Origin of the sequence: Bacillus sp. EB106-08-02-XG196 (assembly GCF_013396335.1) — a bacterium.
Classification (GTDB): domain Bacteria; phylum Bacillota; class Bacilli; order Bacillales; family Cytobacillaceae; genus Neobacillus.
On record NZ_JABWSY010000005.1, the window covers coordinates 95,600 to 119,267 of the forward strand.

The window sequence follows — 23,668 nt, forward strand, 5'->3', positions numbered from 1 at the left end:
ACATATTAAAGGAGGAATATGCCCTTGTATTATTATGGTTATGAAATGCCCTATATCCCTTCACGGTTTGGCGGTGGACAGCAGCCTGGATTCCCTCCCCCTGGATTCCAGCCCCCTCCATTTGGTGGTGGACAGCAAGGTTTCCCGCCGTTTGGAGGAGGACAACAACAAGATGGACCGCCATCTTCACCGCCACCATCCTACACGCCACAAGAATCACCCTCTTTATACGCTGTTGACCCTGGAGCGATCAGAGGATGCCTTTACCGCTATACCTATATTTGGCTGAACAGTGGCAGTAGTTTCTGGTTTTATCCAACATATGTTGGAAGAGATTCAGTTGCCGGGTATCGTTGGAGAAACTTCCGCTGGGTATATTATGGAACCGATCTAAGAAGAATTCGATCATTTAGATGCTCATAGATCTATAAATGGGGTAGTAAACCGTATGGTTCGTTACCCTATTTTTATTATTTTGCGCGTGAAATTGGTATAATCATTGTAAAAAATAAAGGATGAGGAAAATGGCTAAGGTGAAAACAAACGCCATTCGGATTCTCGATGCAAAGAAGATGGCCTATGAGGTGCTTACATACGATAATCTGGATGGAAAAATCGATGGGGTGTCAGTAGCTGGAAAAATTGGAAGAGACCCAAAGGAAGTATATAAGACACTGGTGGCGCAAGGAGCAAGTAAAAGTATCTATGTTTATGTGATACCGGTTGAGTCGGAATTAGACTTAAAAAAGGCTGCAAAGGCCGCGGGGGAAAAGAATGTCGAGATGATCCCTGTTAAGGACATTCTGAAATGGACAGGGTATATCCGCGGAGGCTGCTCCCCAATTGGCATGAAAAAGGAATATAAGACATTTTTAGACGAAAGTTGTTTAGAGCTTGAGCGAATGGTGGTCAGTGCTGGGAAAATAGGCGTTCAAATCGTCATTGATCCAAAAATGTTAGTAGATCTGACAAGGGCTGAAACACCTGATGTTAGAAAATAATTTAATAGGCATTCACCTATAAAACTGGCATTGCATAGGATATGGAGAAATGAAAAGCGGAAGCGCCTTGAACAGGGAAAAATGCAGTTCAATTTTTCCTAGGCGCTGCAGCTAGACAATTTAAACTACGCTATGTCACGTAAAGGAGAGTGTTCAGTGTGGCAGGTAAGATAAAAAATTATTTTGCAGGCGGGAATACCGCTAAAGGATTCCATAGCCTGTATGATTCAAATCTTCAAGGACTCGAACGGATCTATATTCTTAAAGGCGGTCCTGGGACAGGAAAATCCTCACTGATGAAAAAAATAGGCAATGAATGGGTCGATAAAGGATATGATATTGAATACTTACATTGCTCATCAGATAATCATTCCATTGATGGTGTCATCATCCGCGCCTTAAAGGTAGGAATCGTTGATGGGACAGCTCCACATGTCATCGAACCCAAGGCACCAGGTGCAGTAGAACAGTATATCAATTTGGGTGAGGCATGGGACGCAAAAGCGCTTGCCGCTGAGAAAAAGAACATTGAGCGCTTAACAAAACAAATTAGTGCTTCCTTTCATTTAGCTTACTCAACCTTTAAACAGGCATTAGATGTACATGATGATTGGGAGAAAATTTATATTGAAAATATGGATTTTGAAAAAGCAGACCAGCTGACCAATAAATTAATTCAATCGTTTTTTGGTAAGTTAAAAATAAATAAGCAATCCGATATCCGCCATCGATTCCTTGGGGCAGCGACACCAATTGGTGCAGTCGATTTTGTTCCGAATTTAACAGAGGATATTGAAAAGCGTTATTTTATTAAAGGACGTCCTGGTTCTGGAAAATCGACTATGTTAAAGAAATTAGCAGCTGCTGCAGAAGCTAGAGGGATTGATATAGAGGTTTTTCACTGCGGATTTGACCCGAATAGTCTGGATATGGTTATTTTTAGAGAGCTGGGCATTGCCATCTTTGACAGTACAGCACCACACGAGTATTTCCCAAGCCGTGCCGGCGATGAAATTATCGATATGTATGAACTTCTGATTACTCCGGGAACAGATGAAATCTATGAAGATCAAATTAAACCTATTGCGGCAAGCTATAAAAGTAAAATGAAGGAAGCGATCTCTTATTTAGCGCGAGCAAAAGAACTTCATGATAAGCTTGAAGCGATATACGTCCCAGCAATGGATTTTTCTGTGGTTGAAGATATTAAGAATAGGATTGCAGAAGAAATTAGGGAATTAGAATTAAACAATATTGTCAACACTCAGTAGGAAAAGAGCAATTTATCAACTGTCTCACATCGGGACAGTTTTTTTGTGATACTTATGTGCTGGCTGGGAAAGATAACGGTATGTTCTTTAACAAACGATTAGGGAGATGTTTACCGTGAAAAATGACCCGAATTCAGCAAATGATACTGTAGAAGCGAATATTGAAATAAATAGACAATTGGAAGATGGAAAGGTCCATGCCCCCGTTGAGGCACAATCAGAAGCAGAAAGAGCCAACATAGATTTACAAAATCAGTTCAATAATGAAGGAAATAAAGACATACGTACTTCACCTGCAGCCATTTCCACCCCTCAATAGATGAAAGCAAAGTCGGCCTCCCAATGTGGAAAGCCGACTTCTTTTCTATTGGGGATTGGTTTTGCTTTGCTGGCTTTTATTTCGCTTATTGCCCTTGCTGTTATCTCCGCTGACAAATTCACTAGCGAATTCAGCCTCTGCATGGCCTGCCTGAGGTGAATTTTGGTTTTTACTGCCTTTATTAACCTTTTTCGTCATAAAATCCTCTCCTTTCATCCTTTGGTACAGTTTAGTTTGGCATTTAGGGCAGTCATTATGCATTTTAATAGAGGGTATTGTGTGGGTTTATAGAATTATTAAAAGAGCTAAAATAGCACTATAGTGATTTTTCAGGAGTGAGAATTTTGAAAAATGATGTAGAAAAACTAACCGCTTTGCTTGAAGAGCATCGAAATGCTGATAATGCCGGACCCATGAAAAAATATATGAAGGATCACTTCCCTTTCTTAGGGATTAAGTCACCGTTACGAAAAGAGCTGGAAAAGCAATTTTTTAAAGAGACAGGAATACTGAAAGAGGAATTTAACAAGGATTTCGTAGAAGGTCTTTGGGAAAAGGATGAAAGGGAATATCACTATACAGCCATTACATATATGGGGAAGTTCATAAAGAAACTTCCAAGAGATGTGATTTCCTTCTTTGAAACATTAATTATAACTAAATCCTGGTGGGATAGTGTGGATTCAATTGCTCCTCTAGTGGGAGAGCTTGCTCGAAAATATCCTGAGCTAGTCGAAGAGACCATTAATCAATGGTCAGTACATGATAACCTTTGGCTGCGGAGAGCCTCGATTCTCTTTCAATTAAAATATAAGAATGAAACGAATGAAGCACTTCTCTATGAATACATGGTGAAGAATGCCGAGAGTAAAGAATTCTTCATTCAAAAAGCGATTGGCTGGGCTTTAAGAGAATACTCCAAAACAAACCCTGAGTCCGTTAAGGCGTTTATTGAGGGAAATCAGCTGGCACCGTTAAGTATCAGAGAAGGAAGCAAGTATCTTTCCTGAGCAGAATGGTGAAAATGTCTAGTGGAATCATGTTAGAATGGCAGTAACTTTTAAAAAGGGAACAGGTGGACAACATGATTAAGTGTATTGCAACAGATATGGATGGTACATTATTAAATTCCGTGCAACAAATTAGCCAGGAAAACAAAGAGGCCATTTTAAAAGCACAGGCACAGGGAATTGATGTGGTTGTGGCAACCGGAAGGTCGTATCAGGAAGCGAGTTATGTCTTAGAGGAAGCTGGATTACAATGCCCTGTTATTGGTGTCAATGGTGCAGAGGTTCGCAGCAGAGAAGGTGAAGTTCTGTCATCTGTACCACTTAATAAACAAGTAGCGAGGAAAGCTGCAGACAAGCTAACAAAGAGTGATATCTATTTTGAAGCTTACACGAACAAAGGTACATACAGTGTAGATCTTGAAAAGGCAGTTTCCATTCTATTTGATATTGTGGTCAGCGCCAACCCGGACGCTGATCAAGAAAAAGTCCTTTATGCAGCAGGAGCTAGAGTTCGAGATGGCTTGGTTCACGGTATTGAAAGCTATGACCTGCTATTTTCAGATGATGACGTTCAAATTTATAAATTTTTAGCCTTTTCCTTTGACTCTGAGAGACTGGAGGCTGCAGCTAACGAACTTTATGAGTTAGAAGAACTCGTTGTTTCCAGTTCTGGACATGAAAATTTAGAGATTACCAATAAGAATGCACAAAAGGGAATAGCGCTAGAAGCGTTTGTGAAGGCAAAGGGAATACAATTAGCTGAGACCATGGCAATGGGCGATAGTTTTAATGACGTCTCGATGTTAGAAAGAGTCGGGAGAGCGGTTGCGATGGGAAATGCAGCCGATGAAATAAAATCGCTTTGTGATGTGATTACCGCATCAAATGATGAGCACGGAGTAGCCAAGGCAATTCTGGAAGTTTTATAGGAAGGAAAGGCTGGTGTGAATATGACGACAAAAAGCAATAAATTACAATATGGATGGACACTGATTGCTCATCCTACTTATCAAATCTTTACAAACAAAAACTCTTACGCCATCATCGATGAAGACAATGACGTCATGCTCAGATTTACCCTCCAAGAAAACGAAATCGAAATTCAAGGCGCAAACTGGAACCTTAACTACAAAATTAACCTGGGCTTCAAAACCCTAAAAATCATCAACACACCTGAAGACTAAAAAACAGGCACCATTTATACAAAATACGATGCATAAGCAGCGGATTTTGCATAAATGGTGCCTGTCACCGTTAACGGTATCACCGCTAAAGGATGACTATTTTCATTGAGTTAACCTGCGATACTAGCAGTTCTTCGTATTGTTTTTGGGCTTGGAAGTTGATTTCTTGCTGGCCCATTTTAGGGTTTTCTTTTTTTACTTTTTCGATGATGTCTTTTTGTACTTTTTGGGAGAGGACGATGAGTTGATATTGCTGCTTTTCGATTTCCCAAAATTTATCTTCTCCGTATTCGTTGATCATCGCCTTCGCGGATTCATACTGGCTGTATTGGTCGCGGACTTTAGTGATTTCTGTTTCGACCTCCGCGTCTGTGGCGGTGTGTCCCTTTTCTTCAGCGAGCATTGCCATCGAGCGGAGTCGGATGATTTGCGTTAATAATTGATTTTGATCTTCTACCAGCTTTTCCTGTGAATCCCAGTAAGTTAATGCTTCTTTTAGCTGGTCGCCAGTATAGCGCTTTTGATCAGTTTCACGGTTGATGGCTAGCTGAAGATAGTTGATAAACTTGTAAAACTCAATATCCTCATTGGTAATCCATTCTCCGTTAATGGAAGCAACGCCTTCCGACTGCTTGACCTCATAATTGATGACCTTTTCTGCCTTTTTCCCGTCCTTTTCTAACACAAAGAAAATTTCATATTTACCGGTCATGGGGAGTTCGACCTTACCGGAATGAATCCCATCTTCTGCTTCTGTTAGTTCCACTTCCGTTGTGCCGTGGTCCATATTTGTCATTGAAAACTCAGCCGATACGTTAAGTCCGGATGCTGCCTCCTCTTTTTCTGTAACCTTTATTTCAAAGGGCATTTCTTTATCTGCTAGTTGATAGATTGGTTTTACCACTTCAATACTATACTCAGGGTCGGCACTACAGCCTGCCAATACGGCAAGGAGCAGCAGTGCGGTCAGCCTCATCACTTTTTTCATGATTCAATTCCTCCAAGATTATGTGTTTGTAAAAATTCCTCTACAGTATACTTCTCCATTTTTCCATTATTTAAATAAGCGACATGTGTACAAACCTGCTTGATTTCATCTAGATGGTGCGAGGAGAGAAGGATGGTTTTATCATGAAGCGATTTTAACACCTCTAAAATTTCCTTTCGTCCCATCGGGTCAATCCCGCTTGTAGGCTCATCGAGAATCAGAATACTTGAATCCTGATAGAGGGTGATGGCCAACCCAAGGCGCTGCAGCATCCCTTTTGAATACTTCTTTACCTGAACACTGCGGTCCTCCCACAAACTTACCGACTTAAGGACGCTCTCGATACGGTCTTGTTCAACTTTCTTACAGGCGGCCTCAGCAAAGAAGGTAATATTCTCAAGCCCTGTCAACATGGGATAAAGCTGAAACTTTTCTGGCAGGTAAGCAATTGCTTTTTTCCAGTCATGATTTTTTTTGGTCACTTGACCTCCGTTAATGCTAATCGTGCCTTGTTTGACTGGAAGGAGCCCAAGCAGGCTGTTGATAAAAGTGGACTTTCCAGCACCATTACGCCCAACAAGGGCACAAATTTCATGTTTATTAATTTCAATATTGATAGACTCTAGAATTAATTTTTTCCCGAAGGATTGGTTTAAGTTGGATACCGTTATCATTCAAATCCCTCCTTACGGTGAAAAACAATGGCTGTGATGATGGAAGTGATCAGCCAGAATACAAGATTAAAAAGCAAGAAGAATGCTGGTTTAGTCCACATGAAGGCCTGCAGCAGCCGTGACATATGACCAAACGAATAAACGCCCATCCCGGTTTCTAAGAACATTCGAACAGACTGCAGGGGATTTAAAAAATACAGTGATGAAAATAATTTTACATTTTCATGGGTAACATCAGGTAAAAATGAGAGCAAAATAAAGTCGTGCAGGAAGAAAAAGTAAAACCAAACAAAAATCGTATAGCCGATAATCTGCATTCTTGAACTGCTGAAGCTGCCGATTGCCGCTCCCATCTGCAGGAACACCAGTGACAAGGTCACAATGGCTAAAATAAAGATGAAATACGCCTTCATATCCAGTTGGAAATTAAACTTGAGCAATAATAAATAGAGAAAAAACCAGACTAGGATTGGTATAAGGACGACGGCATAAAGTCCTAAACTTTTCCGCAGTAAAAAACTAGCATAAGAATCTTTTTTTGTCAGAAGCATGATTAACGTCTTTTGTTCCTTTTCTTGAAAAATAGAAAAGGCGCCAATAAACAAGCAGAGTATCGGGATAAAGTAAATAATCGTATCAAACAAATTAATTAAGAGAACATAGTAGCCTTTGTCAAATGAAAGGGCAGTGGAACGAAACAAGATGCTGACTGATATGAGAACAATGATGCTTAAGGCGAGCCATAATCCTTTTCCTCTTATATTTTCCTTCCATTCCTTCCAAATGTAATGCATAGTAAATGTCTCCCTTTTAGTAATATCAGTATTGCGGCGACCCCTAACAGAGCAAAAAGTATAAGGTTGTGATTTCCTTTTGCAGCTGCGAGCGGATGTGGGTCATTAAACATCACCTTTTCATCCACCAATACTGCATTCATTTTTTCATAGATAGCGAGTGCTGGACTTTTTAAAAATAAATAAGATAATTCTTGGTCTTCAATTAATTGATATAACGATGATCGATAGGTTATTGGAAAGTCCCCAATGCCGTTCTGGTTTAAATCAGTGAGCGGGAAGGAGTTTCCCCAGTCATTGCCTTTGCCTTCATGACTCCAGAAATTGGTTTCTCCTGTTCCGCCTATTGTCACGGCGGGAATAGTGTTTTCGGTGATTAGATTTCCTGTAAAAACTTGTTCGTTAGAACTAGCCCAAAGCTCAATTCCAATTTGGTTTTGAGAGATTTTATTTCCTTGAATCGTATTTCTTGTCGCTTGATCAATGTAGATACCTCTTTGGTTCATATAAAAGGTATTGTTTTTTATTTGATTATCATTCGCTTGAAGTAGTAATAATCCGAACGATTGGTTTCCATAGTTTACGATAAAATGGTTATCCTCTAGGAGCAAACGATTGGAATTCATGACCGCAGCGCCGCCCGTATTCATTGTAAAGGTATTACTTTTAAAAATATTTTCATCGGAATACATGTAATGCAGGCCGTACCTTGTGTCGCTTATATTATTTTCATAGCTTTCGTTGTTGTTTGCGTAGTCAAAGAACATACCATCACGGGTGCCTTCAATGGTGTTATGGGTGAAGAGGTTATGATTTGCGTAATAGACATGGATTCCGTTGCCTTGTGGTGCAATTTCTCCTTTGCCCATTCCTTTTATTTCAACATGGTTGATAGTATTTTCGTGTGCTTGGCTTAAGTAGATCCCATGAAAGGAATCAGCAATTTTGACGTGTTCCACGACATTGCCGTTTGTATGAATCTTAATGCCCGCATATTCCTCAGCAGAGTTGCGGTCCATGCCGCTATTGGTAACAGTCAGCTTTCTAAGGGTCACATTGGGAGCTTGTATGGAGATAACATTCCCAGTTCCGTCACCCTTGATAACGGTATTTGCCTTTCCAATAAGGGTCAACTCTTTGTTGATAACAAGATTGCCTTCATACGTTTTATCTTCAAGCTTCAGAACTGCTCCTTCTTCCAAGCTGTCGATCGTGGCTTGCAAGTTTTCGGCAGCATTATTTTCCTCAGGGTTGATACAAAATGTGATAGAGAAAACGAATAGAAAGAGCAGTAATTTTTTCATCTTGTTCGATCCTTCCACAACGGAATGAGTAATAGGATAAAGGCTGCGATAAGGAAATACGCACCGTATCCAAGAATACTTTCAGTGACAAAGTTTGCAACTGTATTATGCCCTAAAAGGGGTGGAACAAAAGGGTCAATTTTTATCGGAGCGGTCGGGCTTAAGTTGGTACCGAATTTACGAAGTGCACGGGTAAGGTCCCAAACTCCAAGCGCACCGCCTATGATAAACAAACCAATTAATCCATAAAGCACTGCCTTCTTGCGCAGGATGGCCGTCAAGAGGGTAAGTGCAGCTAAACCAATGACTAAGTATGATAGATACGCTAATTCAGGGAAATTCTCTTCACTGAAATTTTCCATTCCAATATAGTGATTTAGGCCGTTAACAATATCGATTTCGCCTTCAAGCTTATTTGGATAAACAATTATATTTAACCCTTCTGGATATTGCGGCGCAAAGAAAATCATTTGCCACCATGGGAAAAATAATGAGAGTCCAACCAAGACAGCAGCAAGTGCAATCAGTATAGACGATACGAGTGATAATTTCTTTGCCTTCATGTAAAACAAGTCCCTTCTATACGGAGAAGGGTATCAATTGAATCAATTGATACCCACCGCCAACATATTGAGTCTAGCTCCAACGCCTAGGGGCTCGGGGTCATAAGCCCCTGAGCAAGGCGTTTCCGCTTTTCTGCTAATTCTTTGGTTTTACAAGGAAGTAGCCGGTCATTTCTTGGTGTAGTGCTGAACAGAAGTTAGTACAGTAAAGCGGGAACGTACCTGCTTTGTCTGCAGTAAATTCGATTGTATTCGTTTGACCTGGCTGAACCTCAATGTTTAAGTCATATTTGTTGATGGCAAATCCGTGGGTAATATCCTCATCAAAATCCGTATTCGTTAAGTGGATAAACACCTTATCTCCTTGATTGACTTCAATCACATCTGGACGTTTTGCTTTTGCGTCAAAGATAAACTTCGAACGCATCGCGATACCATAGACATGAACTTCGTTTCCTTTACGTTCGATCCTAGCCTGATCTTGCTTATACGTCGCAAGCTTATTGCTTTCATCCTTCGGATAAACTTCAATCGTTTTAATCTTATCTGCCTTAATGATTTGGGCATAGTGCGGCTCAGGGTTAACTGGTGAAGATTGAACAATCTCCATTTTGCCGCTAATATCAATCAATTGCATGGACTCAGGATGTGAAGGCCCAACGGATAAATAGCTGTCTTTTGCAATCTTGTTCAAGGCAATCAGCCATTTTCCATCAGGGGCAACGGTATCACCTTCAGCTGCTACAGAGTGTCCTGGTGAATACTGTACAGGAACACGATCTAATGTTTCGCCTGTTTTTGGATCCCATTTCACGATTTCAGAAGAAATGAACATGGTTGTGTAAGCCATTCCTTTGTCGTCAAACTGAGTGTGAAGCGGTCCAAGGGCGTTTTCAGGGTTAACTTCTCTTTCCATTACAGATTCATATTTTAGGATTGGAATACCGTTACGTTCACCAGAAAATTCTTGGTTTTTCACAGCTTCAAATGCTTTTTCAAAAGAGAATACGGTCATCGATGGTGCGAGTTTTCCAGAGGCAATAAAGTGCTTTCCATCAGGCGTTACGTCAACACCATGTGGTGATTTCGCAACAGGAACAAGGTAAATGCCGCCTTTATGCTTTTCAGGGAAAATCATTTTTTGACCAGTAACCTCGTCATATTGTCCGTCAGCAACCATTTTCTCAAGCTCTTTCCAGTTAAAAAGAACAATAAAGTCACGGTCAGCCTGGGAAGCATTAATTTCAAGATTCGTTGTTGCTTCTTCTGTGTTGTACGTTGTCATAACTGCCCAATCTCCAGAGTCTTTCTTACCAGCGTCAGATAAATCATAAGACCATGGCGGCAGGGCAACCTGATAGGCAACATTAAGTTTTTCTTTGTTTTGATCGAACGTTACGGCTGACATTACACCGCGGTACTGCTGGCTGTATTCGTCTAATGGCTTATATTCAGAGCCGATTGGTACTGCGAACCGTGTTGGCAGGAACATATACTCAGTGTTTTCCGTAACGAACGCCGCACAGTGTGGGCCGCTAGTATTTGGAACATTAATAATGTCCTTTACAGTAAACGTTTCTAAATCCATGGCAGCTGCACGGCTGTTTCCGACATCCGTTGCAAACATGTATTTACCGTCATAGTCACCCTTTGTTTCTGAAAATGCCGGGTGATGCAGGTCTCCCCATGTGTAGTCACCCATTAATTTCTTCGTATGCTCATCAAACCCATATCCTGTAGCAGAGTCTTGTGAGAATACTGGAACCGTTCGTATATGACGCATGGATGGAACACCATAGATAAACATTTGACCAGAGTGGCCGCCTGATGCGAATAGGTAGTAATCATCTTTTTCACCGAATGGTACATAAACCTTTTCTGCATTGCTTTTGTTATTACTAGAAGCAACTTGATTGTTCGTGCTTTTTGAAAAGTCAGCAAAGGATATCGTTGCTGCGACAAAGCCTGCTAGTAAACCTGAGGCGATTGGAATCCATTTCTTCATCTATTACACCACCTTATTATTTTTCTGAAGCTTGTTTCAACATATCTAACACTTGCGCGCGTTCTTCATCTGTTAATGGGCTGCCGCCAATAACGCTCGACATAACCGCGGAAGTTGGTTCTTTTAAGAATTCATCAAGTGACTTGCCATGCTTTCCTTCAACCTCTGTAAAGGCTTTGGAAAGATCTGGGCCCGTTGCCCCGCCATCGAGGCCAAGTTTATCAACTGCGTGACAGCCGAGACATCCTTTACTGCTAAGGATGTTATTGGCATCCACCGTTGCTGTTTCCTCTTTTGGATCTTCCTTTTGTCCTTCTGATTCAGTTGCTTTGTCTGTTTGTTCTGTTTGAGCGACTTGAGTCTGGTTATCGGAATCTCCCAAAATGACGCCAAATACCAAGTACCCAAGACCAAAACCAATTACGATGCTAACGACAAAGCTGATAATTGCCTTATTCATACTTCCCCCTCCTTCTGTCTAATGAACAACTTCATCCTAATTAGAAATCAATATTTAAAATGTGACGTTTCTCACATTTTTTTAGTCAACTTTGAACGTTTTGTGAAGGGCGTTGAAATGAAAGGGTTTTAAGAAATTGAACGTTTTGTGAAAATTATCACTTCAAGATGAGACGATTTTCACTACAATGGAGGTAACATATGTGGTATCACAGCGATTTTTAAAAAGGGAAGGAGGAGCAGAATGAATCCCGTACATGCTTTAGAGGAACAGCCATTTGGCAAAGTAAGAGAGTTGAAAATCGAGGACTTTCTACGAAAAATAGTCATTTTTAAGGATTTATCGGCAAAATCCATTCATCTAATCGCCAATCGGATTCAAACAGTAACCATTAAAAAAGGAGTACAGGTTATTTGTGAAGATGACGTGGCCAAAGGGGTATTTTTTATTCATTCGGGAGCGGTAAAGCTAACAAAGCAGGATGAACACGGTAATGAGATCATTGTTTGTATGAAGCAAAAGGGTGATGTGTTTGCGGAGGCTTGCCTATTCTCGAAAACCTCACAGCTCTATCCGGCGACGGCCACTATGCTCCAAGATGGTCAGCTTTTCTTTTTAGATAAAATGGAATTAGAGAAGGGTCTTCATGAATACCCCGAGCTAGCTGTTCAAATGATCGAATACATGAGCGATTCTCTTCGTGAAATGACTTCCACCTTAAGAGATGTTGCCTTGTTAGATGTTTATGCGAAGACGGTAAAGACGTTAGAGCGGTTAGGGAATAAATTTAATAATTCAACCTCGAGATGGAATATTGAAATCCCCTTAACGATTCAAGAGTTTGCTACAGTAGTCGGGACCACACGGGAAAGCGTAAGCCGTGTATTTTCGAAGCTGAAAAAAGAAGGAATCATCGATATGAAATCAAGGAAAATCATCATCCTTGATATGTGCAAATTGTGCACCTTAATGAATCCAGCTTATTAAAAAACCTTCGTCATGGACGAAGGCTTTTTTGCTGGTTAAGGACAAAACTCAATGAGACTATGAAAGATTTGTCCTTAATCAGGGCTATTTATGAAAAAGGTCAAATTTAATTATCAAATTTATACGTCCAGAATCGTTCATTATTGATCCAGACCATCATTTGCGGGTCTTGGTTTTTCAATTTTTCTGTTACGTCTCCAAACATTTGCTCCGTCTGCGAGCGATGGGCTTGAATGGCAGCCAGTTTTTTATCTGCAACACTAGTGATGTTATGGATAATGTCGGCCTCACCGAGTTCCTCCACGCAATTATTTGAAAAAGCAACGCAGTGCAGCTTCGGTCTTGCGTCGGCAGGAATCTTTTCGATTGCCCTTACCACCGCCGCACCGGTAGCGTCATGGTCGGGGTGAACAGAATAGCCAGGATAAAAAGTGATGACAAGTGATGGATTTACGTCATTAATTAATGACAACATCGCATTTGCCAGCTTCTCATCGTCTTCAAACTCAACCGTTTTATCACGGTACCCCAGCATTCGTAAATCTTGAATACCTAAGGCATCAGCGGCAGCCTTAAGCTCCTCTTTTCTAATTTTCGGGAGATTTTCTCGGTTGGTAAAAGGGGGATTCCCCATGTTACGGCCCATCTCACCCAAGGTTAAACAGGCGTAAGTGACAGGAGTACCATTTTGTATATGAGTGGCAATGGTTCCAGATACTCCAAAAGCTTCGTCGTCTGGATGTGGAAAGACGACTAATAGATGACGTTCTTTTTCCATAAAAGGCTCCTCCTTTCCATTACTCAAACGGTGTAGGGCTGATTTCTAGGGCAACCGCGAGTTTCCCTTTGTTATCATGGCCTGCTAACAGCAAGCGGTCTTCTTCATCGACTTCAAAATGAGTGAGACCTTCCGCATAAATCCAGCCAAGGTTAATTTTTAAGCCGACACGATAGGGGTCAGTTCCGGTGATTTTCCCATGTTCGTATCGGACCAGCGCATTTCGAATATAGGCACCTGCTGAAAAGAAGGTTTGATCATGGTGGGATGCATAGGCACCATTCGTGGTTTCCAGGTGAATATATACATCCTGATTCGCGAACCTGTTAATCACTTCTTGAACCTGGAGATGATTCTTAATCGGTTCCATATGTCTTTGCTCCTTTCCCTGTACATGGTATGTAATCTATAAATTAGTGTATTTAATAATGTATCTATCATACTAAAATCACATTGAAAAAGCGAAATGTTAGCCTTGTTTTTTATAATAAAGGCTCTATTAAACTTGGCTGTTGATTTGTGCTCCAGGCGCTTCGCTTTCCGCAGGCGGTTCGGGAAGCCTCCTCGCAGCTTCGCTCCTGCGGGGTCTCACTCAGCTCGTTCATCCCGCAGGAGTCAAGCGCCTTCCACTCCAATCAACAGGTTCTAAAGTCAACAGTATCCCTTTAACACAGCCTATAATTAAAAAAGCCGTTCGATATGAACGGCAAGTTGATTAACAATCTGTGCAGTATTCGGTTTTTGCTCCGCGGTAGGCACCGTGCCAAGTAGGTCCGACGAATTCATTTAAGCGGAAGCCTTGGCTGATCGCAGCAGAAATGAAGTCCTTTGCAACTTCAACTGCTTCGATAACGGAACGGCCCTTTGCCAGTTCTGCGGTAATAGCAGATGAGAAGGTACAGCCAGCACCATGAGTGAAGTTCGTCTCAATTTTTTCGGATTCAAAAATGGTGAAGTCTTTGCCATCAAATAAAAGGTCAATTGATTTTTCTTCGGTTAACAGCTTACTGCCGCCTTTAATTACCACATATTTAGCACCTAAATCGTGAATTTTTCGTGCTGCTTCCTTCATCTGTTCTAAGGTTTTAACGGGGCCTGTTTGAGCTAATTGGCCAGCCTCGAAAAGGTTAGGTGTCACAACTAATGCGCGTGGCAGTAATAATTCACGCATAGCGTCAGTGGTTTCCGGATTTAAGACTTCATCCTCACCCTTACACACCATAACAGGGTCAATGACGACGGTTTCCATTTTATGTTCATCGATCACCTTTGCGACTAACTCAATAATTTCAACTGTACCAAGCATACCTGTTTTCATGGCGTTAATTCCTACTGATAGGACGGTGTCGATTTGTGGTTTTAGCGTCTCAACGGAGATTGGAAACACGCTATGGTGCCAATCCTTAGGATCCATCGTAACGATGGTAGTCAGTGCCGTCATTCCGTACACACCTAGTTCTTGGAATGTTTTGATATCAGCCTGAATCCCTGCACCCCCGCTTGTGTCCGAACCCGCGATCGTCATAACCTTTTTAATTGTCATATGTACTCCTCCTAAAAACTAGTTGGTGAAAATCACTATTCCTATTATAAATCAAATGTAGAAATATAGCAGAAATTTTGCCATGGATTGATTTTGTCAGAAAGATGACAAATGACCGTTTTTATATTATTTAGATGTTTATATGTGATAATTCTTACTTCCGAGAAAAAAGACTCATCGTACGATAGTACTAAAGATACAAGAGACAATTTGGTATCGCTTACAAATGGCATTAAAGCAGGAAGTTTTGAAATAAATTCGATAATCTGACACAAAAAAGACCAAGGTTCGTCAAAGTCCTGAAATCTAGGCTTCGATATTGATTATAAATTTAAAAGGCATAGCTAATTCATTTGGATGTGCTGTAAATTGTGATAAATGTCGCTGAGAAGGCTGGTTAACATGATTACAATTGAAAAGTTCTAGAATGGTATTTCCTGAAAGGAGGGAAAACAATGTACCGCAAAGGATGTCCTGATGAATATCCGATTACCTTAATTTTAAATGGGTATGAGATAGCCGTATTTCAACTAACGAAACATGATTTAGAGGATTGGGCCTATGGTTATTTGTTTTCTGAAGGATTTATTCAGGAAGCGAGTGAGATTGAATCCATAACTATTAATGAAGAGATGGGAAGCATCAACGTCTCACTTCTGAATGGCTTTAATGAAGAAGAGTTATTTACGAAAAAGAAGCATTATACGGCTGGCTGCGGCCGCGGAGTCACGTTTTTCTCGATGACAGACGTGAAGAATTTTCAAAAAGTATCTTCTGAACACAGCTATAAATTAAGTTTTTTATTAAAAAAGCGAAGTGAATTTGCTCAAAATTCACCGTTTTACTTAGAAACCGGCGGCATGCATGGTGCTTGTATTGTTGAAGAAAATGGCACTATCACCGTCCGCGAAGACATAGGCAGGCACAATGCAGTCGATAAGATCATTGGCCACACATTACGATTGGGTTTACAGCCTGAACGGTTAGTTTTATTAACAACCGGCAGGGTTTCATATGAAATGCTCTCCAAAGCAGCGAAATTTGGCTTTCCTGTTATTGGTTCACGAACAGCAGCTACCAAGCAGGCCGTTCAATTGGCTAAATACTTAAACATTGAGGTTATTGGCTATTTACGAGGGAAAATGGCTAATATTTACACCTCAACAGGCAGAGTTGAAAATGATTTATTGGAAATACCCGCTGTCGAGATGCATTGAAGGGGGGAATTAACGACCAAGCAGTAATTAGATAGATAATGGGATGTTCTATTCAATTTATGGGAAGGAGATAGAAAAATGGTTGAAATCAACTTAAACCGCAGGCAATTCTTGAAGTTGTCTGGTGCCACTGCAGCGACGTTAGCAGTAGCTGAGCTAGGCTTTAATGAGAAAAAAGCGTATGCCAGCACAAAAGAATTCAAAATTGCCAAATCAACTGTTACACCAACCATTTGCTGCTTTTGCGGCGTTGGCTGTGGAATATTAGTCCATACAAAGGACAACACAGTGGTTTATACGGAAGGGGATCCGGATAACCCAATTAACGAAGGTAAGCTATGCAGTAAAGGAACAACAATTAGACAGTTATATACTTCTGAAAAACGTATTAAGAAACCGCTTTATCGTGCACCAGGAAGTAATAAGTGGGAAGAAAAAGATTGGGAATGGATGTATGAAACCATTGCCAAGCGTGCGAAAGAAACACGTGATAAAACATTTGTTGTAAGTGAAGACGGCATGACAGTGAATAAGACCGAGGCGATTGCAAGCCTTGGCGGAGCAGCTCTTGATAATGAAGAGACGTACCTGCTTTCTAAAATGATGAGAGGGCTTGGTGTCACCTATTTAGAGCACCAGGCACGAATATGACATAGTTCTACGGTTGCCGGTCTGGCACCTTCATATGGTCGTGGAGCAATGACTAACCATTGGAATGATCTGCAGTATACTGATTGTGCATTAATCATTGGCGCAAACCCTGCTGAAAACCATCCAATCAGCTTTAGATGGCTGCAAAAAGCAAAGGATAAAGGCGGTAAAATTGTCTCGGTTGACCCGCGTTATACAAGAACATCTTCTATGGCTGATGTGTATGCACCGCTTCGTTCTGGAACGGATATTCCGTTTATTGGGGGAATGATTAAATACGCGCTTGATCATGATTTAATTCACAAAGAGTATGTTGTTAACTATACAAACGCAAGCTTTATAGTAAAAGATACTTATAGTTTTGAAGATGGCTTGTTCTCTGGCTATGACGAAGCAAAACGCGCTTATGATAAAACAAAATGGGCATGGGAAAAGAACGAAGATGGAACACCTGTAAAAGATATGACGTTACAGGATCCTCGCTGTGTTTTCCAATTAATGAAGAAGCATTACTCACGTTATGATGTCGATACAGTAACAGCAGTAACGGGTACAGCTAAGGAAGATTACGTAAAGGTTTGTGAAACGTTCTGTGCAACTGGTCAGGTTGGAAAATCTGGAACAATCATGTATGCAATGGGTACAACCCAGCACACAGTTGGAACACAAAATGTACGTGCATATGCAATGCTTCAGCTTCTTTTAGGTAATATTGGTCTGCCTGGCGGCGGCGTAAACGCAATGCGCGGTGAATCTAACGTACAAGGTTCTACAGACTTTGGTCTGCTTTATGGAAACCTAACAGGCTATCTAAATTCACCAACCTCAAAGGTTCCAGAGAATGCAACACTTAAAGGCCATATGGAAAAAGAAACACCAAAAACAGGTTATTGGAGCAACAAGCCGAAGTTCATCGTCAGCTTATTGAAAGCATGGTATGGACCAAATGCTACAGCAAACAATGAATTTGGCTATCAATACCTGCCAAAAGGAAACAAGAACTACTCACACATTAACCTTTTTAAAGCTATGTATGATGGCACGCTGGAAGGTGCGTTCCTATTTGGAACAAACCCAGTCGTCGGCGGACCAAATGCGGGCAAGGAAAAAGAAGCACTTGGCAACCTGAAATGGTTAGTGGCTGTTGACCTTTGGGAAACAGAATCGGCATCGTTCTGGCAGAAAGAAGCAGGCAGTGACCCATCTAAGGTCAATACAGAAGTATTCCTTTTACCAGCATGTTCTTCTTATGAAAAGGAAGGAAGTATTTCAAACAGCTCCCGCTGGATGCAGTACCGCTGGCAGGCAATTAAGCCATTAGGAGAGTCAAAAGCAGACTTAGAAATCATTCATGAGCTGACTACAAGAATTAAAGCTCTTTATAAAAATGAAGCAGGCCCTGCTGCAGCACCAATCAATGCATTATATTGGAACTACGGCACAGGACATCATCCTGATATCGATCTAGTAGCGAAAGAAATCAATGGCTATGATGTGAATACAGGAAAATTAATTGCCGGTTTTGGTAATCTGAAAGATGATGGCTCAACATGCTCCGGTAACTGGATCTATTGCGGCTTCTACCCAGAGGAAGGCAAGAATCGTTCTAAAAACCGTGATAACAAAGACACGGGAATGAGCAACTACCTAAACTGGTCTTATGCTTGGCCGATGAACCGTCGTATTCTATACAACCGCTGTGCAGCAGATCTAAACGGTAAGCCATGGAGCAAGGACAAAGAAGTAATATGGTTTGATGCTGTTCAAGGTAAGTGGGTTGGACATGATGTACCAGATTTTGTCGCCATTAAGAAGCCAGGAGAACCTGGATTTACATCACCGTTTATCATGATGGCTGATGGAGTAGGCGGGTTATATGCACCAACATTAAATGATGGTCCATTCCCTGAACACTATGAACCATTTGAAAGTCCAATTCCAAATCCGTTCTCAAAGCAGGAAATTAACCCAGCGATTCAATTATTTGATGGGGAATTTAATAAGCGCGGCTTTAAAGCGGACTTCCCAATCGTGGCTACAACGTATCGTGTAAGTGAGCACTGGCAGTCCGGTTCCATGACACGTAACCAAGAATGGTTATCAGAGCTTGTTCCACATATGTACATCGAAATGAGTGAAGAGTTAGCTAAGGAAAAGGGCATTAAAAACAAAGATAAAATCATTGTCAGCTCAGCCCGTGGTGAGGTAAAAGCCTTCGCAATGGTGACGAAACGCTTTAAGCCTCATAAAATCAATGGCAAAAATGTTCATCAAATCGGAATGCCATGGCATTTTGGATATAAAGGAATCGCAACTGGGGATACAGCAAATCGCCTGACGCCTCATATCGGGGATGCCAATACAACCATTCCAGAATATAAGGCATTCCTCTGTGACGTAAGGAGGGCTGACTAATGGCTACTGAATATGTGAAATTTGTTGATGTGACCAAGTGTGACGGCTGTCGTGCCTGTATGGTTGCCTGCAAGAACTGGAATGACCTTCCGGCTGAACAACAGGACTTTCTAGGAAGCGCGCAGTCACATGCGAAAACAACAGCAGATACATGGAATGTATTGCAATATATCGAGCATGAAGATTCAAAAGGAAAACTTGACTATCTATTCCGTCACTCTGCATGCTTCCACTGTACGGATGCTGCCTGTGAAAAGGTTTGCCCGGAAAATGCAATCAGCTACACTGATTTTGGTACAGTTGTCATTGATCATGAGAAATGTGTAGGCTGTGGATACTGCGTCAATAACTGTCCATTTGAAGTCATTTCCCTTAAGGAATATGTTGATAAAAATGGTGACAAATACAGAAAAGCTCATAAATGTACCATGTGTACAGATCGTCTTGAAGAAGGCTTACAGCCTGCCTGCGTAACAACTTGTCACACAGGGGCAATGGAGTTTGGAAACAAAGATGAGATGATTGCAAAAGCAGAAAAGCGTGTTAGCGAAATCAAAGACCGTTATCCAAACGCAATGGTTTATAATCCACAAGGTGTGGGTGGAACGCATACGGTTTATGTACTTGCAGAAAAACCATCCGTTTACGGTTTGCCTGAAAACCCTAAGGTTCCAACATCTGCTGTGATTTGGAAAGACTATGCACAGCCAATTGGTAAAATGATGATTGGTGCAACCACGATGGCGGTTGTCGGTGCTTTTATTACCAATACCATCATTAGCAAGAAAAAGAATGGTAAAAACGAAGACGGAGGTGACAGCCATGAGTAAACCTCAAAAGTCGATAGTAAAAGTAAGACGTTTTTCGAAGGCATTTGTTTGGGCGCATGCTGTTAACGCGATTTCATTCTTCGCCCTCTATATCACGGCTTTGCCAATGTATACGGAGTTTTTTGACTGGCTGTATCCAGTTCTTGGCGGACCGGAAGGGGCTCGTCTCCTTCACCGAATCTTTGCCGTTGCGTTTGTAACACCAACGTTTATCTGGGTAATTTTTGACTTCAAAGGCTTTAAGCTATGGATGAAGGAACTAGTTACGTGGAAAAAACGTGACCTTGAGTTCTTTACTGAATTCGTAAAAGAGCTGTTCGGATTTAATTTTAAACACATTAGACAAACGTTTTTTAACGCAGGTGAAAAGATTAACTCAATTATTCAAATCTTCACTGCCATTTTAATCATTGGATCAGGTATCCCAATGTGGTTCCCTGAATTCTTCCCAAGAGCTTTCGTTCAATGGGGATATTTGTTACACAACGTCGGTTTCGGTCTAGCTATTGCGGTAGTAGTCGGACACGTCTATCTATCTGTTATACACAAAAACTCTAAACCAGGATATACCGGAGTTATCACAGGTGAAGTACCTGCATGGTGGGCACAAGAACACTATCCAGACTGGTATGACGAAGAAGTCGCAAAAGGCAACTTCCCTAAACTAGACGACCCGCATAAACCAACAAGTCCAAGTCCAACCACTGGTCATAACAAGAAAAAGAAAAAAGGTGCTTAATAATTTATAGAAATAAAGGCTGTCTCTTACAGGACAGCCTTTATTTAAAAAATTGCTGTGTTAAAGGTAACTATTTTAGAACTCTGTTGATTTGTGAGGAAGGCGCGAGACTCCTGCAGGAGGACGGGACAGGGGAGACCCCGCAGGCGCTTTAGCGCCGAGGAGGCTTCCCGAACCGCCTGCGGAAAGCGAAGCGACTGAAGCGCAAATCAACAGCCCAATTTAACACAGCCCCAAAAAAAGGAAGAGGTGCACACGATGAAAAAATCTGTTTCGAAAGAATATCAGAATTTACAGAAGGATATTTTAACCCTTCAAGAGAATTGGAAGAAGAGTATCAATCCTGAATCCATTATTCCAAACCTTGATAAGGCAGCGATGTCAGCAGGAGTGCCAGCGGCTGCATTAACGTCTATTAATTTCGAAATTCCACTATTCTTACAGTGGATAGAGGAGATAAACGCACTATTAATTAAGATGAATCCTGAGCTTGAAACAAAGCTTGCTGGGATTAGTGCTCTATTAAACGAAGAAACTGTGATTCGCTGGATCGATGAAGCCTTTTCTTTTAATAGAATTTATTTTGCTAGTTTTGCCGAAGAAAATGGACTTGAGGAGTGGATTCCACAATTTCTTGCTGAAACGGCACTAAGACCTTACCTACAGCTAACAGCAGAGAAAATCCAGCACGAAATCACTCATGCTGTTCCTTATGCAGGCTGTCCCGTTTGCGGTGAACCAGCTCGGCTTGCCGTTCTAGAAGATGAAGGAAAAAAGGTAATGACATGTCCGCGCTGCCTTGCACATTGGAATGCAAAGCGTGTTGAATGTGCGCACTGCGGCAATGATGACCATAACACCATTCAGTTTATCACCATTGAAGGGGACGCAGCCTCACAAATTCAGGTTTGCGAAAAGTGTACAGGATATATTAAAGTGATAGATACAAGACAATATCTCAGCAAGCCTTCAGCTGCCATGCTGGACCTAAATACGATTCATCTTGATTTTGTAGCCCAGGAGCAAGGATATCAAGCGGTGGGCGAAATTAAAGAAACCAATTAAGAAGGTGCTTTTTCATGAAAGCTGCGGCAATTATTTTATCAGGCGGGAAATCGAGCAGGATGGGCACAAACAAGGCGCTCCTTAAACTAAACGAGAAGACGACAATCGAAAGAATGGTTGATATTCTTAAAATCTATTTTGATGATATCATTCTTGTCACCAATGATAGGGAGTCCTATCAGTTTTTAGGAGTGAAGATGGTGTCCGATCACTATCCTGGAAAAGGACCGCTTGCAGGTTTTCATGCCGGCTTACGTGCTTCGGAATATGATGTGAATTTCATAGTAGCGTGCGACATGCCATTTATGTCCGGAGAACTTGCTGCTACCCTTGTGAATATGATTGACCATCACGATGCCTTAGTTCCCGTTATTAATGGAAAAATGCAAACTTTATGTGCGGTTTTTCAAAAGAAGTGTGTAACGAAAATTGAAGAATGTATTGAAAATGGACGTCTTCCAATCAAACATCTGCTTGATCATTTAAATGTCCTTTATGTAACGGAAAAAGAACTGCAAGCCTATACCAACATCGATATGGAGCGAGTTTTTTTCAATATGAATCATCCCCATGAGTATGAGGACGCAAAAAAATGGCTGGAAGCTGATTAGGCAGGAAGGATGTAAGGCACAGTGCAATTTTTCAAAGTAAAAACAGTTGAAGAAACGTTTGCAATGATAGAAGAAAAAATCCCAGCGATAAAAGCTGCCGAAGAACGCTCTCTAGAAGAGGCTCTTCAATATATATTGGCGGTGCCTGTCACCGCGAAGGAAAATGTCCCTGGCTTTGACCGCTCAACCGTGGATGGCTATGCTGTGAAAGCAAAGGACACTTATGGATCTTCTGATTCCATGCCGGGGTTTTTAACGGTGGTGGGAGAAGTTGCAATGGGAGAATCTGCTTCGCGCCCTGTCGGTCAAGGGGAAGCCGTCTATGTTCCAACAGGCGGGATGATTCCTCCAGGAAGTGACAGCGTGATTATGATTGAACATTGTGAAGATCATGACGGACTATTAAACACCTATAAGTCGGTAGCACCTGGTGAAAATATTATTCGTGCAGGTGAGGATATCCGTGAAGGGGAAATTCTCCTTCCAGAGGGGACGATGCTCAGACCTCAGGAGTTAGGTGCGATTGCCTCACTGGGTATTAGCCATGTAAGTGTTTATCGTAAGCTTAAGGTCGGGTATCTATCATCGGGTGATGAAATTGTTCCCTATCAAACAGAAAAACTTTCAGAAGGACAAATCCGTGATATTAACTATTTGACGATTTCCGGGCTCGCAAAAAAATGGAATGTTGAGGTTGTGTACGGTGGAATTGTGAAGGATGACTATCAGGAGTTTCAGCAAAAAGCACAGGCTTTATATAATGAAGTGGACTGCTTAATTCTCTCAGGGGGAAGTTCGGTCGGAGCAAAGGACTACACAACCGATGTGATTCAGTCCCTAGGTTCACCAGGTGTGTTCGTGCATGGCATATCTATCAAACCAGGGAAACCTACGATTCTTGCAATGGCGAATGGAAAACCGGTCCTCGGCCTGCCGGGTCATCCAGCCTCAGCGATGATTATTTTCATGCTGTTTGGCGAAAAGATTATTCAAAAGTTAAAAGGTGAAAAAATTGATAAGAAGCCTGATCGGATTTTTGCCCGGATTACCAAGAATATTCCTTCTGCACCAGGGCGTTCCGATTATATTCGTGTTCGTTTGATGGAGAAAGAAGGAGAATGGTGGGCGGAGCCGATTATCGGGAAATCAGGTTTAATTACGACGTTGGTAAAAAGCGATGGAATTGTTGAGATTAGTTCAGAAAAAGAGGGTATTTCACAGGGGGATTATGTACCTGTGATTGCAACACGATGAGGGGG

General features: G+C 41.4%; 26 protein-coding genes and 1 pseudogene. 16 read left to right on the top strand and 11 right to left on the bottom strand.

The genetic code is table 11. From position 1 onward, the window contains the following. Window positions 1-18 precede the first annotated feature (18 nt). The 4 genes from MLOOGBEN_RS09255 to MLOOGBEN_RS09270 all read left to right on the top strand — a co-directional run bounded on the left by MLOOGBEN_RS09255 (window position 19) and on the right by MLOOGBEN_RS09270 (window position 2,591). On the top strand, window positions 19-423 hold the full coding sequence (locus MLOOGBEN_RS09255; protein WP_483296384.1) for a hypothetical protein: 405 nt from the start codon (window positions 19-21) through the stop codon (window positions 421-423). Window positions 424-524: 101 nt separating this feature from the next. Continuing rightward, window positions 525-1,001 carry a Cys-tRNA(Pro) deacylase gene (ybaK, locus tag MLOOGBEN_RS09260; protein WP_218781117.1) on the top strand — a complete coding sequence of 159 codons (477 nt, stop codon included), beginning with the start codon at window positions 525-527 and terminating at the stop codon, window positions 999-1,001. Between the two features lie 158 nt (window positions 1,002-1,159). Continuing rightward, a complete protein-coding gene (locus MLOOGBEN_RS09265) occupies window positions 1,160-2,272 on the top strand; it encodes a PRK06851 family protein (protein ID WP_179157977.1) in 1,113 nt (370 codons plus the stop codon). Between the two features lie 115 nt (window positions 2,273-2,387). After that, the gene (locus MLOOGBEN_RS09270; protein ID WP_179157978.1) at window positions 2,388-2,591 is read left to right on the top strand and encodes a hypothetical protein; all 204 of its coding nucleotides are present in this window, start codon (window positions 2,388-2,390) and stop codon (window positions 2,589-2,591) included. 45 nt (window positions 2,592-2,636) lie between these two features. On the opposite strand, the gene MLOOGBEN_RS09275 is transcribed toward MLOOGBEN_RS09270, so the two are convergent. After that, window positions 2,637-2,789 carry a hypothetical protein gene (locus tag MLOOGBEN_RS09275; RefSeq protein ID WP_179157979.1) on the bottom strand — a complete coding sequence of 51 codons (153 nt, stop codon included), beginning with the start codon at window positions 2,787-2,789 and terminating at the stop codon, window positions 2,637-2,639. 146 nt (window positions 2,790-2,935) lie between these two features. Here MLOOGBEN_RS09275 and MLOOGBEN_RS09280 point away from each other — a divergent pair, with 146 nt between their 5' ends. The 3 genes from MLOOGBEN_RS09280 (at window position 2,936) to MLOOGBEN_RS09290 (ending at window position 4,785) form a co-directional block, all read left to right on the top strand. Continuing rightward, entirely contained in the window at window positions 2,936-3,601 is a 666-nt protein-coding gene (locus tag MLOOGBEN_RS09280) for a DNA alkylation repair protein (protein WP_218781118.1), read from the top strand. A gap of 74 nt (window positions 3,602-3,675) precedes the next feature. Further along, entirely contained in the window at window positions 3,676-4,530 is an 855-nt protein-coding gene (locus MLOOGBEN_RS09285) for a Cof-type HAD-IIB family hydrolase (RefSeq protein ID WP_179157980.1), read from the top strand. Window positions 4,531-4,551: 21 nt separating this feature from the next. Beyond that, window positions 4,552-4,785, top strand: a complete 234-nt coding sequence (locus MLOOGBEN_RS09290) for a hypothetical protein (RefSeq protein WP_218781119.1) — start codon at window positions 4,552-4,554, stop codon at window positions 4,783-4,785. An 85-nt stretch (window positions 4,786-4,870) separates the two neighbouring features. Here the strand turns inward: MLOOGBEN_RS09290 and MLOOGBEN_RS09295 are convergent, their stop codons facing one another. The 7 genes from MLOOGBEN_RS09295 to MLOOGBEN_RS09325 all read right to left on the bottom strand — a co-directional run bounded on the left by MLOOGBEN_RS09295 (window position 4,871) and on the right by MLOOGBEN_RS09325 (window position 11,573). Continuing rightward, the gene (locus MLOOGBEN_RS09295) at window positions 4,871-5,773 is read right to left on the bottom strand and encodes a FixH family protein (protein ID WP_179157982.1); all 903 of its coding nucleotides are present in this window, start codon (window positions 5,771-5,773) and stop codon (window positions 4,871-4,873) included. Continuing rightward, window positions 5,770-6,447 (bottom strand): ABC transporter ATP-binding protein, encoded by a 678-nt coding sequence (locus MLOOGBEN_RS09300; RefSeq protein ID WP_179157983.1) that lies wholly within the window; start codon window positions 6,445-6,447, stop codon window positions 5,770-5,772. The genes MLOOGBEN_RS09295 and MLOOGBEN_RS09300 overlap by 4 nt, the downstream gene beginning before the upstream one ends. After that, on the bottom strand, window positions 6,444-7,241 hold the full coding sequence (locus tag MLOOGBEN_RS09305) for an ABC transporter permease (protein ID WP_179157984.1): 798 nt from the start codon (window positions 7,239-7,241) through the stop codon (window positions 6,444-6,446). Before MLOOGBEN_RS09305 ends, MLOOGBEN_RS09300 begins: the two co-directional genes overlap by 4 nt. Next, a complete protein-coding gene (gene nosD / locus MLOOGBEN_RS09310) occupies window positions 7,205-8,545 on the bottom strand; it encodes a nitrous oxide reductase family maturation protein NosD (RefSeq protein ID WP_179157985.1) in 1,341 nt (446 codons plus the stop codon). Before nosD ends, MLOOGBEN_RS09305 begins: the two co-directional genes overlap by 37 nt. After that, window positions 8,542-9,108: a hypothetical protein gene (locus tag MLOOGBEN_RS09315; protein ID WP_179157986.1), complete on the bottom strand. Its 567-nt coding sequence runs from the start codon at window positions 9,106-9,108 to the stop codon at window positions 8,542-8,544. Before MLOOGBEN_RS09315 ends, nosD begins: the two co-directional genes overlap by 4 nt. Before the next feature lie 136 nt (window positions 9,109-9,244). Further along, window positions 9,245-11,113 carry a Sec-dependent nitrous-oxide reductase gene (nosZ, locus tag MLOOGBEN_RS09320; protein WP_179157987.1) on the bottom strand — a complete coding sequence of 623 codons (1,869 nt, stop codon included), beginning with the start codon at window positions 11,111-11,113 and terminating at the stop codon, window positions 9,245-9,247. A gap of 16 nt (window positions 11,114-11,129) precedes the next feature. Next, on the bottom strand, window positions 11,130-11,573 hold the full coding sequence (locus MLOOGBEN_RS09325) for a cytochrome C (protein ID WP_179157988.1): 444 nt from the start codon (window positions 11,571-11,573) through the stop codon (window positions 11,130-11,132). 243 nt (window positions 11,574-11,816) lie between these two features. On the opposite strand from MLOOGBEN_RS09325, the gene MLOOGBEN_RS09330 reads away from it, so the two are divergent. Continuing rightward, window positions 11,817-12,560, top strand: a complete 744-nt coding sequence (locus MLOOGBEN_RS09330; protein ID WP_179157989.1) for a Crp/Fnr family transcriptional regulator — start codon at window positions 11,817-11,819, stop codon at window positions 12,558-12,560. Window positions 12,561-12,666: 106 nt separating this feature from the next. Here MLOOGBEN_RS09330 and bshB2 read toward each other — a convergent pair whose 3' ends face one another. The 3 genes from bshB2 to pdxK form a co-directional block, all read right to left on the bottom strand. Next, the gene (gene bshB2, locus MLOOGBEN_RS09335; protein WP_179158180.1) at window positions 12,667-13,338 is read right to left on the bottom strand and encodes a bacillithiol biosynthesis deacetylase BshB2; all 672 of its coding nucleotides are present in this window, start codon (window positions 13,336-13,338) and stop codon (window positions 12,667-12,669) included. Window positions 13,339-13,357: 19 nt separating this feature from the next. Beyond that, window positions 13,358-13,708 (bottom strand): YojF family protein, encoded by a 351-nt coding sequence (locus MLOOGBEN_RS09340; protein WP_179157990.1) that lies wholly within the window; start codon window positions 13,706-13,708, stop codon window positions 13,358-13,360. A 345-nt stretch (window positions 13,709-14,053) separates the two neighbouring features. Beyond that, window positions 14,054-14,881 (bottom strand): pyridoxine/pyridoxal/pyridoxamine kinase, encoded by an 828-nt coding sequence (pdxK, locus tag MLOOGBEN_RS09345; RefSeq protein WP_179157991.1) that lies wholly within the window; start codon window positions 14,879-14,881, stop codon window positions 14,054-14,056. A 455-nt stretch (window positions 14,882-15,336) separates the two neighbouring features. On the opposite strand from pdxK, the gene fdhD reads away from it, so the two are divergent. From fdhD to MLOOGBEN_RS09380, 8 genes and pseudogenes are all read left to right on the top strand, one after another. Next, on the top strand, window positions 15,337-16,098 hold the full coding sequence (fdhD, locus tag MLOOGBEN_RS09350; protein ID WP_179157992.1) for a formate dehydrogenase accessory sulfurtransferase FdhD: 762 nt from the start codon (window positions 15,337-15,339) through the stop codon (window positions 16,096-16,098). 78 nt (window positions 16,099-16,176) lie between these two features. Then, on the top strand, window positions 16,177-16,749 hold the full coding sequence (locus MLOOGBEN_RS29790; RefSeq protein WP_483296385.1) for a twin-arginine translocation signal domain-containing protein: 573 nt from the start codon (window positions 16,177-16,179) through the stop codon (window positions 16,747-16,749). A 12-nt stretch (window positions 16,750-16,761) separates the two neighbouring features. Beyond that, window positions 16,762-19,164: pseudogene (fdnG, locus tag MLOOGBEN_RS09355) on the top strand (formate dehydrogenase-N subunit alpha); the annotation flags it as partial. Then, window positions 19,164-19,994 carry a 4Fe-4S dicluster domain-containing protein gene (locus MLOOGBEN_RS09360; RefSeq protein ID WP_179157993.1) on the top strand — a complete coding sequence of 277 codons (831 nt, stop codon included), beginning with the start codon at window positions 19,164-19,166 and terminating at the stop codon, window positions 19,992-19,994. The pseudogene fdnG and the gene MLOOGBEN_RS09360, both read left to right, overlap by 1 nt. Further along, entirely contained in the window at window positions 19,987-20,733 is a 747-nt protein-coding gene (locus MLOOGBEN_RS09365) for a formate dehydrogenase subunit gamma (RefSeq protein ID WP_179157994.1), read from the top strand. The genes MLOOGBEN_RS09360 and MLOOGBEN_RS09365 overlap by 8 nt, the downstream gene beginning before the upstream one ends. A 258-nt stretch (window positions 20,734-20,991) precedes the next feature. Next, complete coding sequence (locus tag MLOOGBEN_RS09370; RefSeq protein WP_179157995.1) at window positions 20,992-21,798, top strand: formate dehydrogenase accessory protein FdhE; 807 nt, start codon at window positions 20,992-20,994, stop codon at window positions 21,796-21,798. Window positions 21,799-21,812: 14 nt separating this feature from the next. Further along, complete coding sequence (gene mobA, locus MLOOGBEN_RS09375) at window positions 21,813-22,409, top strand: molybdenum cofactor guanylyltransferase (RefSeq protein ID WP_179157996.1); 597 nt, start codon at window positions 21,813-21,815, stop codon at window positions 22,407-22,409. Between the two features lie 21 nt (window positions 22,410-22,430). Continuing rightward, window positions 22,431-23,663 carry a molybdopterin molybdotransferase MoeA gene (locus tag MLOOGBEN_RS09380; RefSeq protein ID WP_179157997.1) on the top strand — a complete coding sequence of 411 codons (1,233 nt, stop codon included), beginning with the start codon at window positions 22,431-22,433 and terminating at the stop codon, window positions 23,661-23,663. Window positions 23,664-23,668: the final 5 nt, after the last annotated feature.